This is a genomic window from Wolbachia endosymbiont (group A) of Paraperithous gnathaulax (assembly GCF_964028485.1).
Classification (GTDB): Bacteria; Pseudomonadota; Alphaproteobacteria; order Rickettsiales; family Anaplasmataceae; genus Wolbachia; species Wolbachia pipientis.
Map to the genome: position 1 here is coordinate 889133 of NZ_OZ034784.1, position 14159 is coordinate 903291.

The window sequence follows — 14159 nt, forward strand, 5'->3', positions numbered from 1 at the left end:
CTCAAAGAAATTTTAAGTAAATGATACTTCTTGTATCATTTACTTAAATTTAATCAATGCGATAGACAATACAGCGTTAAATAGAAATTATCGGAGGCGTAATGAAAAATTTTCTTCTACTTGTAGCTTTAATTCTCTCCTTTGCGTTTGATGCGCGTGCTGATCTAGATGCAACATCAGCAGTGATATGCAAAATAATGGGTTATACTCACGGTATAGGTGGGCCGATGATCACAATAGTGATAATAGGTGCAGCTTTACTTGCAATATTTGGCAGAATGCCGTGGCCAGCACTTTTTGCACTCGGTGCATTTACTGCTGTGTTTTTTGGTGCTCCTGCCGTCGTTTCAAAAATAGCACCAGGCACAGCAAGTAGGTGCGAGACATGTACTGGTAATCAAACATTAAAAGAGGATCCTGCGGGATCAGGAATTTATAAGTGTGGTTAAAAAGTATTAGGTAAATGATGCTTCTTGTATCATTTACTTAAATTTAATCAAAGTGAAGTAGCATAAAGTAAAAATTATAGGAGGCGTAATGAAAAATTTTCTTCTACTTGTGACGTTAATTCTCTCCTTTGCGTTTGATGCAAATGCTGATGAAACGTCAACAGTGATATGCAAAATAGTACAATATACCCAAGGTATAGGTGGGCCGATGATCACGATAGTGATAATAGGTGCAGCTTTGCTTGCAATATTTGGCAGAATGCCGTGGCCAGCGCTTTTTGCACTCGGTGCATTTACTGCTGTGTTTTTTGGTGCTCCTGTAGTCGTTTCAAAAATAACACCAGGAGGTGTGATTTGTCAAAACGGTGCAGTAGTGAATAATCCATAGAAATTATAGAAGGCGTAAACGTAGTTTTCTTTACTTGAAAGTGGTAAGTTTTACCACTTTCAGTGTCTATAACTACCTAATAAATTCTCTTTCTGTAATCATATCAGTTAAAGTCTGGATTCCAGCGCCACGCGCTAGAATGACAAGGCTTATCGTCATGTCACCGCGAACCGTCATACCGCGATTCATTCGCGGTATCTTAGCCGCTAACAAGTAGCGGGATGACGGTTGTCGTTTAGCCATAAATATTTAAGAAATTTACCAAACGAAAAAAAAGGCAAAAGAAGCCCTGGTCATTGTCTATTTTCAGTATTGGCGTTTTTTAAGTCTTAAACACTGCAATTTAGCTGCTTTTGAATGCAACTCACCTTAGTTTGAATGTTTAAGAAATTTACTAAGCAGAAAAAAAGGCAAAAGAAACCGCGTGTTAGCTAGTTGTCACTCTCTAATCCTGCAAAATCGGCGTACTATACTGTCTTAAACGACTTATAAGCGCGTTTCAGCTTATATAGGTAAAAACCCAGAAATGTTGTGAAGACATAAGGTGCACATAGTGCAAAAAATTAAAAATAAGACGCCAACTACGTTGTTTTCTTGCTGTTTAATCTGCACAGATGAAGATAACTGAATACCTTCAGTATCATGATTAAGGGGGCTGGCGAGGTTTGTCAAGGAAGTTTTGCATTTAATTCATTTGATAATTCAAAAAACTTGAAAGAATAAAGATAGCTATTGAAATTATCTTGATTTACATCAGTTATCCAAGTTTGACATTGAATACTTAACACTTCCTCCATTAACGCCTTTCTGTAATGTTTATCCAGATGAGACATTATATCATCAAGTAGAAGAAGTGGTGCCTTATTGTAATGAATACACCTTGCTTTTACACTGGATAAAATAATAGAAAGCAGTAATAACTTTTGTTCTCCAGTGGAGCACAGATTTATTGGTACGTTTCTTTTTTGACAAAAAACCCGAAAATTATCGTTATGCACACCAAAGGTTACTCTACCAGTCAATGAATCTTTTTCTCTGTTTTCCTTTAGACGATTCTGAAAATATTCTGCAGTATCGTCCAAAGTTAGCTGGCTGCTGAATTTCAAACTTGCCTTCGGAAAAAACTCACTGGAATGGTTATCAATTGTGTCTTGTAGTGTCTTTAAAACAGACGATCGCATACGTAAAATACTAACTGCATTAACGGCCATTATGTTTTCAAGACTAGAGAGCCAATTTTCGTCCAAGGTGTTCTCTCTCAACAGTTTACTTCGCTCACGTTTAGCTTTTCTGTGTTTCATGTAGCAGCAAGTGTAATTTTCCTCAAACAGTGAGACTATACGGTCTAAAAATTTTAATCTGTCACTTGGAGAATTGAGAAGAACATAGTCCATTTGTGGAATCAGCCATATTACATTGGATATCTTATACAAAGATGAATAACTCGATTGCGTTTTTCCATCAATTTGTATTAGTTTCTTATCAAAACTCTTTGTGATACCAATTGAATTAAAATCCATTCCATTAAAAAAATCATAGTGCACTACCCAATCTTCATTACTGAATCTATTTTGTATCTCACTGGCTTTTGCTTTTTTCATTCCATTGCTTTTAGCAAGCAACGAGATTGCTTCAAGTATATTAGTTTTACCAATACCGTTTTTGCCAGTTATTACAACTGAGCTATCATCTGAATCCAGTTCAAAGTTTGAGTGGCTACGAAAATTATGTAATTTCAGCTTTTTTATGTAGCAATGGGTAGCCATTAACCTATTCTTTAGTTTATATTCTCTTTACTTCTTCCAGAACCTCATCAACATGTCCACTAACTTTTACATTTTTCCAGATCTTCACTATTTTACCTTTTTTATCTATTAAAAAAGTAGTGCGTTCTATTCCCATATACTTTTTGCCAAACATACTTTTCTCTACCCAAACACCATATTTTCCCAACATTTCAGCATTCTCATCAGAAACTAAAGAAAACGGCAGAGAATATTTTGCTTTGAAGTTAGTGTGGCACTTAACACTATCTTTTGATACACCAATTATCACTGTGTCAAGGAAAGAAAAATCATCTATTTTATCTCTAAAGCCTTTTGCCTCCATTGTACAACCCGGAGTATCGTCTTTAGGATAAAAATAAAGAACTACATTTTTTTTATCAAAAAATTCACTCAGTGATAAATTTTCACCAGAATCTGTTAGTAAGCTAAAATCGGGTGCATTATTTCCTACTGCTAATTCCATACCTTGCTCCATTAATAACACTTCTATCTATAGTAGTATATTGTAGTCAGAGTATCAAATTTTATATATAGCTAACAGATAAGATTCTTGATGGGGGCTTATTGATGAATTTCTGCCTACCTTCTCGGCTTGCCGCTTTTGATAAAGTGTGGTTTTCGTCTGATGTAAGGCCATATCAAATAGATCCTATTAAAAATCAATCGAATCTTCACATGTTTGTTCTTCATAAAAGAAGTTCAATGTTATCGTAGTACCAAGTTTTGCTTCACTTTTAATGTCAAAAGTTCCACCCATTAACTCTACTAATTTCTTGCTTAGCGGCAATCCGATGCCCGTACCTTCGTTTCTATACCCCGAATCTGCTTGGCCAAAAACAGACATAACTTTATATATATCCTGTTGCATTATTCCTATTCCATTGTCATGAAACTCAATAGTTAATAAGTTTTTTTCTATATTTTCTTTTATCACCATTCTTATTAAACCATCTTTGGGAGTAAACTTGATTGAGTTTGATAATAAATTTATTATAACTTGTTTCATTCTCTTGGGATCTGCAATGACTAATAATTGTTTATTAGTCATCTCTTTTTTTAAATTAATCCCGGCTTCTTTTAATTTAGGTAATAGCATATTTACGCATGAATCCATTATTTTGTTCAGGTTAAACTTCACTTTTTCTACTGTTAAACTACTTGATTCAGCTTTAGAAAAATCGAGCACATCATTAATTAAGGTAAGTAAGTGTGTTCCTGCATTATATATATCGTCTGCATACTCCTTGTATTGAGAATTATCCATTGAACCTAAAGTTTTATTTTTGATCAACTCCGCAAATCCAATAATAGCATTAAGAGGTGTGCGTAATTCATGTGTAACGCTTGCAAAAAACTTTAGCTTGTTTGCATTTTCTTGCTCTAATGTCTCTTTTATCTGCTGTAATTCAATGTTAATTTTATGTTGCTTGGCTAGCATTTGGGTATTAGAAAAGTGCAAATAGAACATTATTAATATTAAGATTATTAATAATAGGCCCAAAAATGTTAAAAACAGGCCATATGCTATAACATAAGAATTATTGTAGTTTCGAAGAATCTTCAAAAAAAACGACGGTTTAACGCTATTTTCATGGAATATAGGGAAAATAGAAGTTAATGTATTTCCTGTAGTATAAAATATTTCTTGGTTACTTAATAGTTTATCAATTTCATCGTTTGTAAGTAACTGTTCATAATCATAATCTTGAGTGTTAAAATTACTGAATATTATTCTGCCGTTTTGATCATACAGTATTAAGCTGAAATCCTTTACTTTGCTCACTGATTGTAATAATTCAGCACGTAGTTTTACTAGTTGGTTTATGTAGTCAAAATTTTTGTATTTAATGTGATGCTTTTCTATTAGTAAATAATGGTATTTTTTTATTATGCCATTTTCCAGTACGCTTTTTAAGTTTACACTTGAATCACGGTAAGAAGAAAGGAAATTACTCCTTAGTAAATGATTACAATATATCACACTGAATAAAATCATAAAGATCGATGAGAGTAATACAATAACTTTTGTGTATTTGTTTTTCTTCAACGCAGAAAACATCAATTTACCTAGCTTATACATATCCTTCTTATTGTGAAACAACGGTTTTTATGTTATTAATAATAAAATTTAGCATATAATATTTTATGACAATTTCTCCTATTTTGCCAGTTTATTCTCCTGTTAATATAAATTTTTCTCATGGCAAAGGTATCTACCTATATGATGTTGATGGTGAGCGCTACGTAGATTTTCACTCCGGAATAGCCGTTAGTAGCTTAGGTCACACTAATTCGCGATTAATTAGTGCTCTTAAATTGCAAGGAGAAAAATTATGGCATATATCAAATACCTATAATATACCTGCTGCCAATAATTTTGCAGAAAAATTAATAAACAATAGTTTCGCTGACACTGTATTTTTCTCAAATTCTGGATCAGAGGCAGTAGAATGTGGACTTAAGATTGCTAGGATCTATCAAAATGGAAAAGGCAATAAAAATCGTCACAGAATTTTAACATTTCATGGTGCATTTCATGGAAGAACCTTTTTAACTTGTGCTACAAACGATAAACAGAAATTTTCTGAATTACTAAATCCCTACATTGATTGGTGTGATAACATCGAGCCCAATATTGAGAGCGTAAAGAAAGCAATTTCAAGTGGTATAGGCGTTATATTAATAGAACCAATACAAGGGCAAGGTGGTATCAAAGTAATGAATGAAGTCTTTATGAAAGAACTAAGAAGGCTGTGTGATGAAAATGACATATTGTTATTTTTTGATTGCGTACAATGCGGTGCTGGTAGGACAGGAAAATTATTCGCATACGAACATATAGGAGTGGAACCTGATATATGTGCTCTTGCAAAGGGAATAGGCGGGGGGTTTCCGCTGGGGGCTTGTCTTGCAACTGAAAAGGCTGCTAAATATATGGCAGTTGGTATGCACGGTTCCACTTTTGGTGGCAATCCGCTTGCAACCTCAGTAGGTAATGCTGTGCTCGAAGAATTGCTCAGCCCCGGCTTTTTGAAAAATGTTGAAATTAGAGGTAAATACTTAAAAAATAAACTAGAAGACTTAGCAAGTAAATTTCCAATAATAGAGGAAGTAAGAGGGAAAGGGTTAATGCTTGGAATAAAAGTGAAAGCAGACAATCAAAAGTTTGCAGAAGAGTTAAGTCATCGCGGCTTGCTTACTGTTGGGGTAACATCAGACAACGTTGTGAGAATTTTACCTCCACTCATTATCACTGAAAAAGAGATTGATGAAGGCATCGAGATTTTGACTCAATATTTATCTGAGAAATCTTCTGATTAGATACTTGCATTAATATGAACGACAATCTGGTATGCTTAGGAATTATTACCTCTCCTCACGGAATTAAAGGAGCTGTTAAAGTAAAAACCTTTACTGAAAAGCCTGAAAATATCTCCTTATATGGTAAGCTAATAAGTGGTGATGAGAATTATAAAATAGACTCAGTATCCGTCATAGGTGATAATTTAGTAATAGCTACAATAAGCGGAGTAAATTCCCGTAATGAAGCAGAGCTTTTAAGGAATAAGAAGCTATATATAGAAAGAAGCAAGTTACCAGAGCTAAATGATGAGGATGAATTTTACCAAAGTGACCTTGTAGATATGGAAGTAAGGCTGAAAAGTAATGAATTATATGGCTATGTAAAATCTGTGTATAATTTCGGCTCAGGGGATATATTAGAAATTTTAGTTATCAGCACAAAAAAACGTATTATGCTGTCTTTCACTAAAGAGATATTTCCACATATAAATATAAAGGGGAGGTATATAGTATTAAATATACCAGAATTTATTGACTAATAAAGACTTTGATATTTATATAAAGCTATTTATAATTATAAGATCAAATTGAAAATGTAATTATGGCAGAAAGAGCTAACGATATCAGACCAGGTCAGGTGTTGGAACATAACGGCGGATTATTTTTGGTTGTAGGTATTATGCATACTCAACCTGGTAAAGGTGGTGCATACATACAAGCCGAAATGAAAAACATCAAAACCGGAGCAAAACACTATGAAAGATTTCGTTCTGATGCAACAATCAGAAGGGCAATTTTAGATGAAGAGGAATATGTTTACCTTTTCACTGAAGGAAACATTGTAAATCTTATGCATCCAAGTAATTACGAGCAAATCACTATAAATTTGGACTTATTGGGAGAAAAAAAAATTTATTTACAGGATAACATGAAAATTAAAGTTGTAGCTTATCAAGACAAAATAATTTCTGCGCATGTGCCTGATTATGTTACACTTGCTGTGAAAGAAACAGAGTCTGTTATTAAAGGACAAACTGCTACTGCTTCTTATAAGCCTGCAATTTTGGAAAACGGAATGCGCGTTAACGTGCCTCAATTTATAAAAGAAGAGGATAAAATTGTAGTATATACTCCAGGTGACAGCTATTATGAAAGAGTGAAAGAGTAAAAGGAAGAATGTCCCTCTCATCACCACGAATTAATGTGATGCTTGATTCTGTGCGTAATGCTTCCAAGCAGCTTATGCGCGATTTTAATGAATTGCAAATTTCTAATGTTAAATCAGCAGACTTTATTAATAAAACTTATTCAAAATCCAAGCAAACCATATACGATTGCTTGCACGACTACAAACGAGACTATGGTTTTATTTTTGAAGATGATACTGATCAAGAAGTAAAAGATAACACTTATACCTGGTTTATTATGCCTATAGAGGGCAGGGAGAACTTTTCTAGTTGCATGGTTTATTTTGCAGTATCAGTCTGTCTCATTCATAAAAATAAAGTTGTGGCAGCTGTAATTGATGCTCCGGCTCTTAGAGAAACTTTTTGGGCAGAAGAAAAGAAAGGTGCTTTTCTTGAGGATTTTAGATCTCGTCATGTAAAAATGCGAGTGAAAAGCCGTGAAGGGGGTCTAATAGATGTAAGTGGTAATTTGTTAAATAAATTGCTGCCTGGCAATAGTAATGTACGCTCCATAGGTTCAACAATTTTAGGCTTTGCATACCTTGCGGCAGGAAGGCACAGTGGAATAATTTACTCTGGAGTTAACAAATATAAAGCCTTGCTCGGTAGACTTTTTCTGCAAGAAAGCGGTGGAAGGCTAACGGAAGACAACGGGCTAATCATTGCTGGAGATATAAAACTATAGCTAAAGTAATTTATGTTTACCTACAATTTGATAAGCGTAAAACTCGTCATTCCGCTACTTGTTAGCGGAATCCATGCTGAGATACCGCGAATAAATCGCGGTATGACGTAGGGCTGTACTAGCTATAGCATAAACAGGCTACAGAGATAGACAACTTTTCGAAAACTTTTACAAGAGATTCTGTTAAATGCTCTATCATTTCATCGGTATGATAAGGTGTAGGGGTAATACGGAAACGCTCAGTTCCTCTTGGAACTGTCGGGTAATTTATATGTTGAACATATATTCCATACTCATCAAATAATAATTTTGATGCTTTTTTGGATAACTCTGAGTTGCCAATTATTATTGGAATTATATGAGTTTCTGTTGGAATGAAGTTAATTCCTGCATTTCTCAGTGAGTTTTTTACTTTTTCAACGACTTGCTTTTGCTTTTCCCTTTCAATGTTGCTCGATTTTAGGTGCTCAACGCTTGCCTTTGCTGCCGCTGCTAAAACAGGCGACATAGCAGTGGTAAAAATAAATCCTGGAGCGGAACTTCTTATTACATCTACCAAGCTCTTTGAAGACGCTATATACCCACCCATCACTCCAAAAGCCTTTGATAGTGTACCTTGAATAACGGTTATTCTATCCATCAGACCTTCTCTTTCTGCAATTCCGCCACCATGTGAACCATACATGCCAACTGCGTGCACCTCATCCAAATAGGTAATTGCATTATGTTGATCTGCAAGATCACATATCGCTTCAAGCGGCGCTATATCGCCATCCATTGAATATACGGATTCAAGTGCTATTATTTTTGGTGTCTTTTTGTCTATAGACTTGAGTAGCTGCTCTAGATGATTAACATCATTGTGTTTAAATATATGTTTTGGCCTTTTTCCTGATTTTATGCCTTCTATCATCGAAGAATGGTTCTTCTCGTCTGAAAAAATTACTACGCCCGGAATAACAGACGATAAAGTGCTAAGTGTTGTCTGGTTAGCGAGGTAGCCACAAGCAAAAGTTAAAGCAGCCTCTTTTTTATGCAAACAAGCTAAGGATTTTTCAAGTTCAACAACCTCTTTTGTTGTACCAGATATATTTCTTGTTCCTCCAGCACCAACAGATGAATTTTGGATAGCGGCAATTACACTCTCATTTTGTGACATTCCCAAATAGTTATTACTGCACCAGACTATTACTTCCCTATTTCTTTCATAGTCCATAATGTGGGGGAGCCTACCTGGTAATGACGCAAAGTGCGTAAATTTACGGTAGCGCCCCTCATCTTTTATATCTTTTATTTTATTCAAGAATATTTCTTCGTAGTTTACCAAGTCCTTATTTACCGATAATTAACATAATTATAATAAATTATTAAATGGTAAACTACTATATTTATTATACATGTACGGCAGTAGGTACTTTCCCCGTGTTGAAAGGTTTGTCAACCTTGTTGTTTTCAACTTGGCTTTTAGGTGTACAGCAGTATATAACTGCAGCAGCAACCAGACAACAAGCTCCAACTGCTATTCCTGCAGCTAGCATTTCCAAATAAACTGCAATAGCTACTCCTGAAACAACTCCAGCTACTGCTAACGTCCATGTAGCTATGGTAGGCCACTTACTCTTTTGCGTATTTTGTGTTGCAGTAATAGAGGTTGATTGATTGTTTATAGCACTAGTTTTTTCTACTGCTGCAGGCTTTTCCTTACTGTTAATAACACCTCCAATTGTAGACACATTGTCAGCATTCGAAGAAACTTCACTTACCCCCAACTTCTTTTCACAACCCGTAATTTCTGGAGTTGTGGTAAGTGTACTATTGCTTCCGGTATTATTAGAACTTGTAGATTGGTCTCCTGAATTTGGCAAATCGTTGTTCAGTGAAATATTAACATTACCTTGTTTTGTATTATGGTTTTTAATTTCTTTTTTAATTTCTTCTACTTTACCCTTAAAGGGACCTTCTTTATTTTTACATATTGTAGTACAAGAGTAGGAGAGTTACTTTTTAGAATATTTTCGAGTTCTTCTCTTGAGTTAGTACTGGTTTTGCTTATAAGTCCATCAATCTTTTTCTTAACAGGACTGGCAAGTTGCTTAACACCTTTTTTTCCGCTGCCTTTTTTGATTTCACCCTCCTCAAAATTATTAATTAAAGGCTCCTGCGTTGAAACCCCTGTGTTATTTAAGATAGCATTTTCTTCCTCCCCTGCAAGAACATTTTTTTCTGTCTGTTGACTGCCAGCACTTTTGGATTTTGGGTTTCTTTGACTGCTTGGTTGATTGTTATTCTCTTCATTTACTACAGCCGTATCGCCTTTTATAACAGGTGATACTGCATTATCACTGCTTCTTTTATTAACTTGTGTATTCGCTTGTGTCTGTATATTTGCTTTACTGGAAGTATTGATTAATTTACTACTTTCTAACAAATTTCTAATTAGATATAGATGACTCAAAGTATCCCTATTTTTTTGATACTCATTACGAGTCATACTTGGAGAAAGTTCCATACTTATTTTTTCAAGCTGTTCTGCAACTACTGGTAAAGCTTTCTCAAATTCTTCCTTGCATATTGCCTGAAGAGCTGCGAATTTTAGGTCAACATGCTGACATAAGGGTACAACAACTCCATAACTAGCTTCTTTTATTGCATTTCTCAGTATATTTTGTATGGTTTGCCTGACTACTTGCTGTTTATTATTGAGTATGCTTTGATAAATTTGAACATGAGCTAGAACACTGACTATAATGTCTTGACTTTCAGTATTAGACAATGCAATCAGAATTGATTCATATATTTCATCAAACTCGTTGTTTTTAGATTTATGATCAAGATAATTAATAACATCATTGCTGCATTTAGCACATTTTTCACACAAGTGCTCGATAAATGCAATATTACCAGCATCCAATGCAGTTTTCAGAATTAAATCATAAATTTCTTTTCTGCCACGAGCTCCTATGTTTTTCAGGATTTGTTGCCCTAGTATTGTAATAACTTTATCATCCGCAAATGCTTGTTCATATACATCGTAAATGGCATGATCTGCACTATTAGTGTATCGTTTGCACAGGTATTCAATGACAGATGTGTGTTCCTGGCTTATCGCAGTTTCTAATAAAGTAACAAAACTCTTTTTTAATAACTCTTCTGTTGAGGCTTTTTTAGTTAGCTTATTAATATATCTTTCAAATGCACCCAGCACTATCGTGATGAATTCTTCATTTTTGATCAGAGACGCTGTTTCAAGCACACCATACAAAGAATCAGGATTACTTGTTTTTAACACCTGTCCAAAATCTCTTAAAACGTATTCGACAAAAACTGCATTTAATAATTCTTGCTCTTTTCTTAATGCTATAACTGAGAAAAAACCAATCTTATTAGGTTCGACAAGTTGTATAGTTTGATCTTTTAATCTTCCATAAACTCCATCGGTACCATGGAATTTTTCTATAAAAGCTTCAATATATTTTTGACCACCAACAAGGAGAGGTAAAAGACTTAAATTTCCTTCAGCAAAAAGAAAATCCTGATATTGCTCTACTAGCTTGTCATTAGCTGCAATTGCCAATAGTACCAATTCTTTTACTGAATAATCATACTTGAAACCCTCTTGATCAAATTTATATTGTGATAGTACATTTGAATATATATGTTGATGGTTGCTTCCGTTTTGTAACTCCAAATTAAGTTGATTTGAACAGAAATCTTTGAGATTTTCATTATCCAGCGTAATAGACCTGCCTTCATAATCTTCAATATTTTGTACAACCTTGTCTAATTCTTCACAATTATCTTCTTGTATAGCTTGATTTAAGATATTTATAATCTCAGCAAAAGTTAAGTTTTTAGGAATGATACCATATGAATCTTCATCTTTTAACTCTACAGTAAACGACCTATCACAACCATCAGGAAAGTTTGCAAGTATTGCATTCTCTAAACTTAGATCTTCAGGGGGTGTGCTACATGGAGTAGCTGGTATCTCTTGACTTTCGCTATCTAAAACTTCAAACTCTTCTTCAATACCTGAATCTTCAGAATCTGGTTTTTCAAAACCATGCCAACTTTTGATTAATCTTTCAGAATTTGATTGGCCCTGTGAAGTTGTATCTTGTGATACAAAGTCTCTAAAATTGGAACCAAACATGTTTTACCTCCTAACTAGCAGCTAAGCTAAGTATAGCATTAAACAGAAATCTTGCCAAGCAAATTATTCAGTCTCTTAGCAAAGCTGCTCGCGTCATCCATCTCTTCGCCTTCCACGATGCAAGCTTGGTAAAACAATAAGTGAACCATGTCCTCCAATGTTGGGTTTTCACCACTTTCAGCATAAGATTTCATTATACTCTTTATTACAGGATGCTTAGTGTTAATTTCAAGCACCTTTGGCGTGCGGTAATTTAGCTGCTTTTGTTCACGCAAAAAACGCTCCATGCGAAGATCCATAGCACCTTCAGCAACCGCTAGGCATACGGGACTATCAGTCAATTTTTTGGAAATTTTTACGCTTTTTACTGAATCTCCAAGCACTGTGGTAAAATATTGCAATATAGTTTCCTCAGTTTTTTCTTCATTCGATTTGTTTTCTTCATTTTTCTTATCTTCTTCTGAAGAGAATTTTTCCAAATCAACATCAGCGCGAGTCACAGACTTAAACTTTTGATCTTTATATTCATGAATTACACTAGTCCAGAAATCATCCACTGGATCAACGAACAGAAGAACCTCCAGCCCTTTACTGACGAACCCCTCAAGTTGCGGACTGTTTTTCACTGAATCGAGGCTATTTCCGGTGAGATAATAGATATGTTCCTGCTCAGGCTTCATTCTGCTTATATAGTCATCAATGCTGACTAATTTCTCATCACCAGTACTATGAAATCTGCAAATTGAGAGTAGTGCTTCTCTCTCATCAGTTGGCATAGCTTCGCAAAGACCTTCCTTTAAAACTGCACCAAAATTGGTCCAGAATTTTGTGTACTCTTCTAAATTCTCCTTTGCCTTTTTACCGAGCTCTGATATCGCGCGTTTAGTGAGGGATTTCCTGATTTGCTCAACAACACGATTATTCTGCAGCGTTTCTCTGCTGATATTAAGAGGTAAGTCCGGTGAATCAACAATACCTTTCAAGAAACGTAAATACTGCGGTATGATCTGTACATTATCTTCAGTGATAAATACTTTATTTACATATAACTTCACAGAGCAACGTCTATCTGGATGGAATAAATCAAAAGGTTTTATAGAAGGAACATAAAGCAAATTTGTATATTCTATTGCACCTTCATTTTTATTATGCAATATCATCCAGGGCTCCCCGCCAACGTGAGCAACACTGCGGAAAAAATCGTTGTGCTCCTCTTGAGTAACGTCATTTTTTGGCTTAGTCCAAATTGCAGCCTTACTGTTTAACTTTTCACTTTTTCCTTCTTCGTCTATAAATTCAACAGGAAAATTTATGTGATCAGAGTAAGTAGTGACAATATTTTCAACACGAAATTTATCTAAAAACTCGTTTTCTTCAGGATGCATAATGAGCGTAATTTTGGTTCCGCGAGGGACTTGATTATCTGACTTGCTGATTGAATATTCCCCATCTCCTTTGGATTGCCAGATCCAAGACTCCTCTTCTCCAGCTTTTCTCGATTCTACTATTACTTCTAATGCAACCATAAAGCTTGAGTAAAAACCAACACCAAACTTCCCAATCAGCTCCACAGTTTGGCTTGAATCCTTGCTATTCTTAATCGCATCCAAGAACTTTTGCGTACCAGAGCTTGCAATTGTACCAAGATTGTCTATTAAATCCTGTCTATTCATTCCAATGCCATTATCAGTGATATATAGCTCGTTCTTATCTTTATTGGAGCTGATAGTGATTTTTAATTCGTCACTCAAATCTAGCAAATTAGGGTTTAGTTGAGATTCATAGCGCAACTTATCACATGCATCTGATGCATTTGATATTAATTCACGCAGAAAAATGTCTTTATTGGTGTAAAGTGAATGAATCACTATATTCAGTACTTTCCCTACCTCAGCGTCAAATTTTAAATTTTCAGTTTCTTGTACATTATGCATTTTGAGCTCCATTATTTGCCTACTACCCTAATAATTTAAGTATTGAATCACGATCTTTCAAGGTCACGTACACCAAAATTAATGTGGGTGTAGTTATTATGACACCCAATTTATGGGATCTCTTGCATAACAAACTTTTGGCAGCGCATTGGATGAAACGAAAAACTTCCTTGACACCCTTCGCCAGCCCCCTTATCATGAAACTGAAGCTATTTATTTATCTTCGCAATCTCTGCAGTGGATTAATGACAAAAAAACTTAATGTATTTGGCG

The 14159-nt window shown here is 34.9% G+C and carries 13 protein-coding genes; 6 read left to right on the forward strand and 7 right to left on the reverse strand.

The window, feature by feature from the left end; genetic code table 11:
* Positions 1 to 101 precede the first annotated feature (101 nt).
* Both ABWU74_RS04760 and ABWU74_RS04765 read left to right on the forward strand, forming a co-directional pair.
* Entirely contained in the window at positions 102 to 449 is a 348-nt protein-coding gene (locus ABWU74_RS04760) for a TrbC/VirB2 family protein (protein WP_209473274.1), read from the forward strand.
* Between the two features lie 88 nt (positions 450 to 537).
* A complete protein-coding gene (locus ABWU74_RS04765) occupies positions 538 to 837 on the forward strand; it encodes a TrbC/VirB2 family protein (RefSeq protein ID WP_209473357.1) in 300 nt (99 codons plus the stop codon).
* Positions 838 to 1505: 668 nt separating this feature from the next.
* On the opposite strand, the gene recF is transcribed toward ABWU74_RS04765, so the two are convergent.
* The 3 genes from recF to ABWU74_RS04780 form a co-directional block, all read right to left on the reverse strand.
* Positions 1506 to 2603 (reverse strand): DNA replication/repair protein RecF, encoded by a 1098-nt coding sequence (gene recF / locus ABWU74_RS04770; protein ID WP_264329605.1) that lies wholly within the window; start codon positions 2601 to 2603, stop codon positions 1506 to 1508.
* A gap of 16 nt (positions 2604 to 2619) precedes the next feature.
* Positions 2620 to 3087, reverse strand: a complete 468-nt coding sequence (gene bcp / locus ABWU74_RS04775) for a thioredoxin-dependent thiol peroxidase (RefSeq protein ID WP_209473278.1) — start codon at positions 3085 to 3087, stop codon at positions 2620 to 2622.
* Positions 3088 to 3276: 189 nt separating this feature from the next.
* Positions 3277 to 4704 carry a sensor histidine kinase gene (locus ABWU74_RS04780; protein ID WP_353289238.1) on the reverse strand — a complete coding sequence of 476 codons (1428 nt, stop codon included), beginning with the start codon at positions 4702 to 4704 and terminating at the stop codon, positions 3277 to 3279.
* A 65-nt stretch (positions 4705 to 4769) separates the two neighbouring features.
* Between ABWU74_RS04780 and ABWU74_RS04785 the strand changes: the two genes are divergently transcribed.
* The 4 genes from ABWU74_RS04785 to ABWU74_RS04800 all read left to right on the forward strand — a co-directional run bounded on the left by ABWU74_RS04785 (position 4770) and on the right by ABWU74_RS04800 (position 7799).
* Positions 4770 to 5945, forward strand: coding sequence for an aspartate aminotransferase family protein (locus tag ABWU74_RS04785; protein WP_065094478.1), 1176 nt, complete (start codon positions 4770 to 4772; stop codon positions 5943 to 5945).
* A gap of 14 nt (positions 5946 to 5959) precedes the next feature.
* Positions 5960 to 6466, forward strand: coding sequence for a ribosome maturation factor RimM (gene rimM / locus ABWU74_RS04790; RefSeq protein WP_006279718.1), 507 nt, complete (start codon positions 5960 to 5962; stop codon positions 6464 to 6466).
* Between the two features lie 62 nt (positions 6467 to 6528).
* Positions 6529 to 7095, forward strand: a complete 567-nt coding sequence (gene efp, locus ABWU74_RS04795; protein ID WP_006279719.1) for an elongation factor P — start codon at positions 6529 to 6531, stop codon at positions 7093 to 7095.
* 8 nt (positions 7096 to 7103) lie between these two features.
* Positions 7104 to 7799 carry an inositol monophosphatase family protein gene (locus ABWU74_RS04800; protein ID WP_006279720.1) on the forward strand — a complete coding sequence of 232 codons (696 nt, stop codon included), beginning with the start codon at positions 7104 to 7106 and terminating at the stop codon, positions 7797 to 7799.
* Positions 7800 to 7917: 118 nt separating this feature from the next.
* Here the strand turns inward: ABWU74_RS04800 and hemA are convergent, their stop codons facing one another.
* From hemA to htpG, 4 genes are all read right to left on the reverse strand, one after another.
* A complete protein-coding gene (gene hemA, locus ABWU74_RS04805; RefSeq protein WP_353289239.1) occupies positions 7918 to 9126 on the reverse strand; it encodes a 5-aminolevulinate synthase in 1209 nt (402 codons plus the stop codon).
* Positions 9127 to 9190: 64 nt separating this feature from the next.
* Positions 9191 to 9664 carry a hypothetical protein gene (locus ABWU74_RS04810; RefSeq protein WP_353288336.1) on the reverse strand — a complete coding sequence of 158 codons (474 nt, stop codon included), beginning with the start codon at positions 9662 to 9664 and terminating at the stop codon, positions 9191 to 9193.
* 71 nt (positions 9665 to 9735) lie between these two features.
* Entirely contained in the window at positions 9736 to 11952 is a 2217-nt protein-coding gene (locus ABWU74_RS04815; protein ID WP_353289240.1) for a hypothetical protein, read from the reverse strand.
* A gap of 38 nt (positions 11953 to 11990) precedes the next feature.
* The gene (htpG, locus tag ABWU74_RS04820) at positions 11991 to 13886 is read right to left on the reverse strand and encodes a molecular chaperone HtpG (protein WP_264706182.1); all 1896 of its coding nucleotides are present in this window, start codon (positions 13884 to 13886) and stop codon (positions 11991 to 11993) included.
* Positions 13887 to 14159 lie beyond the last annotated feature (273 nt).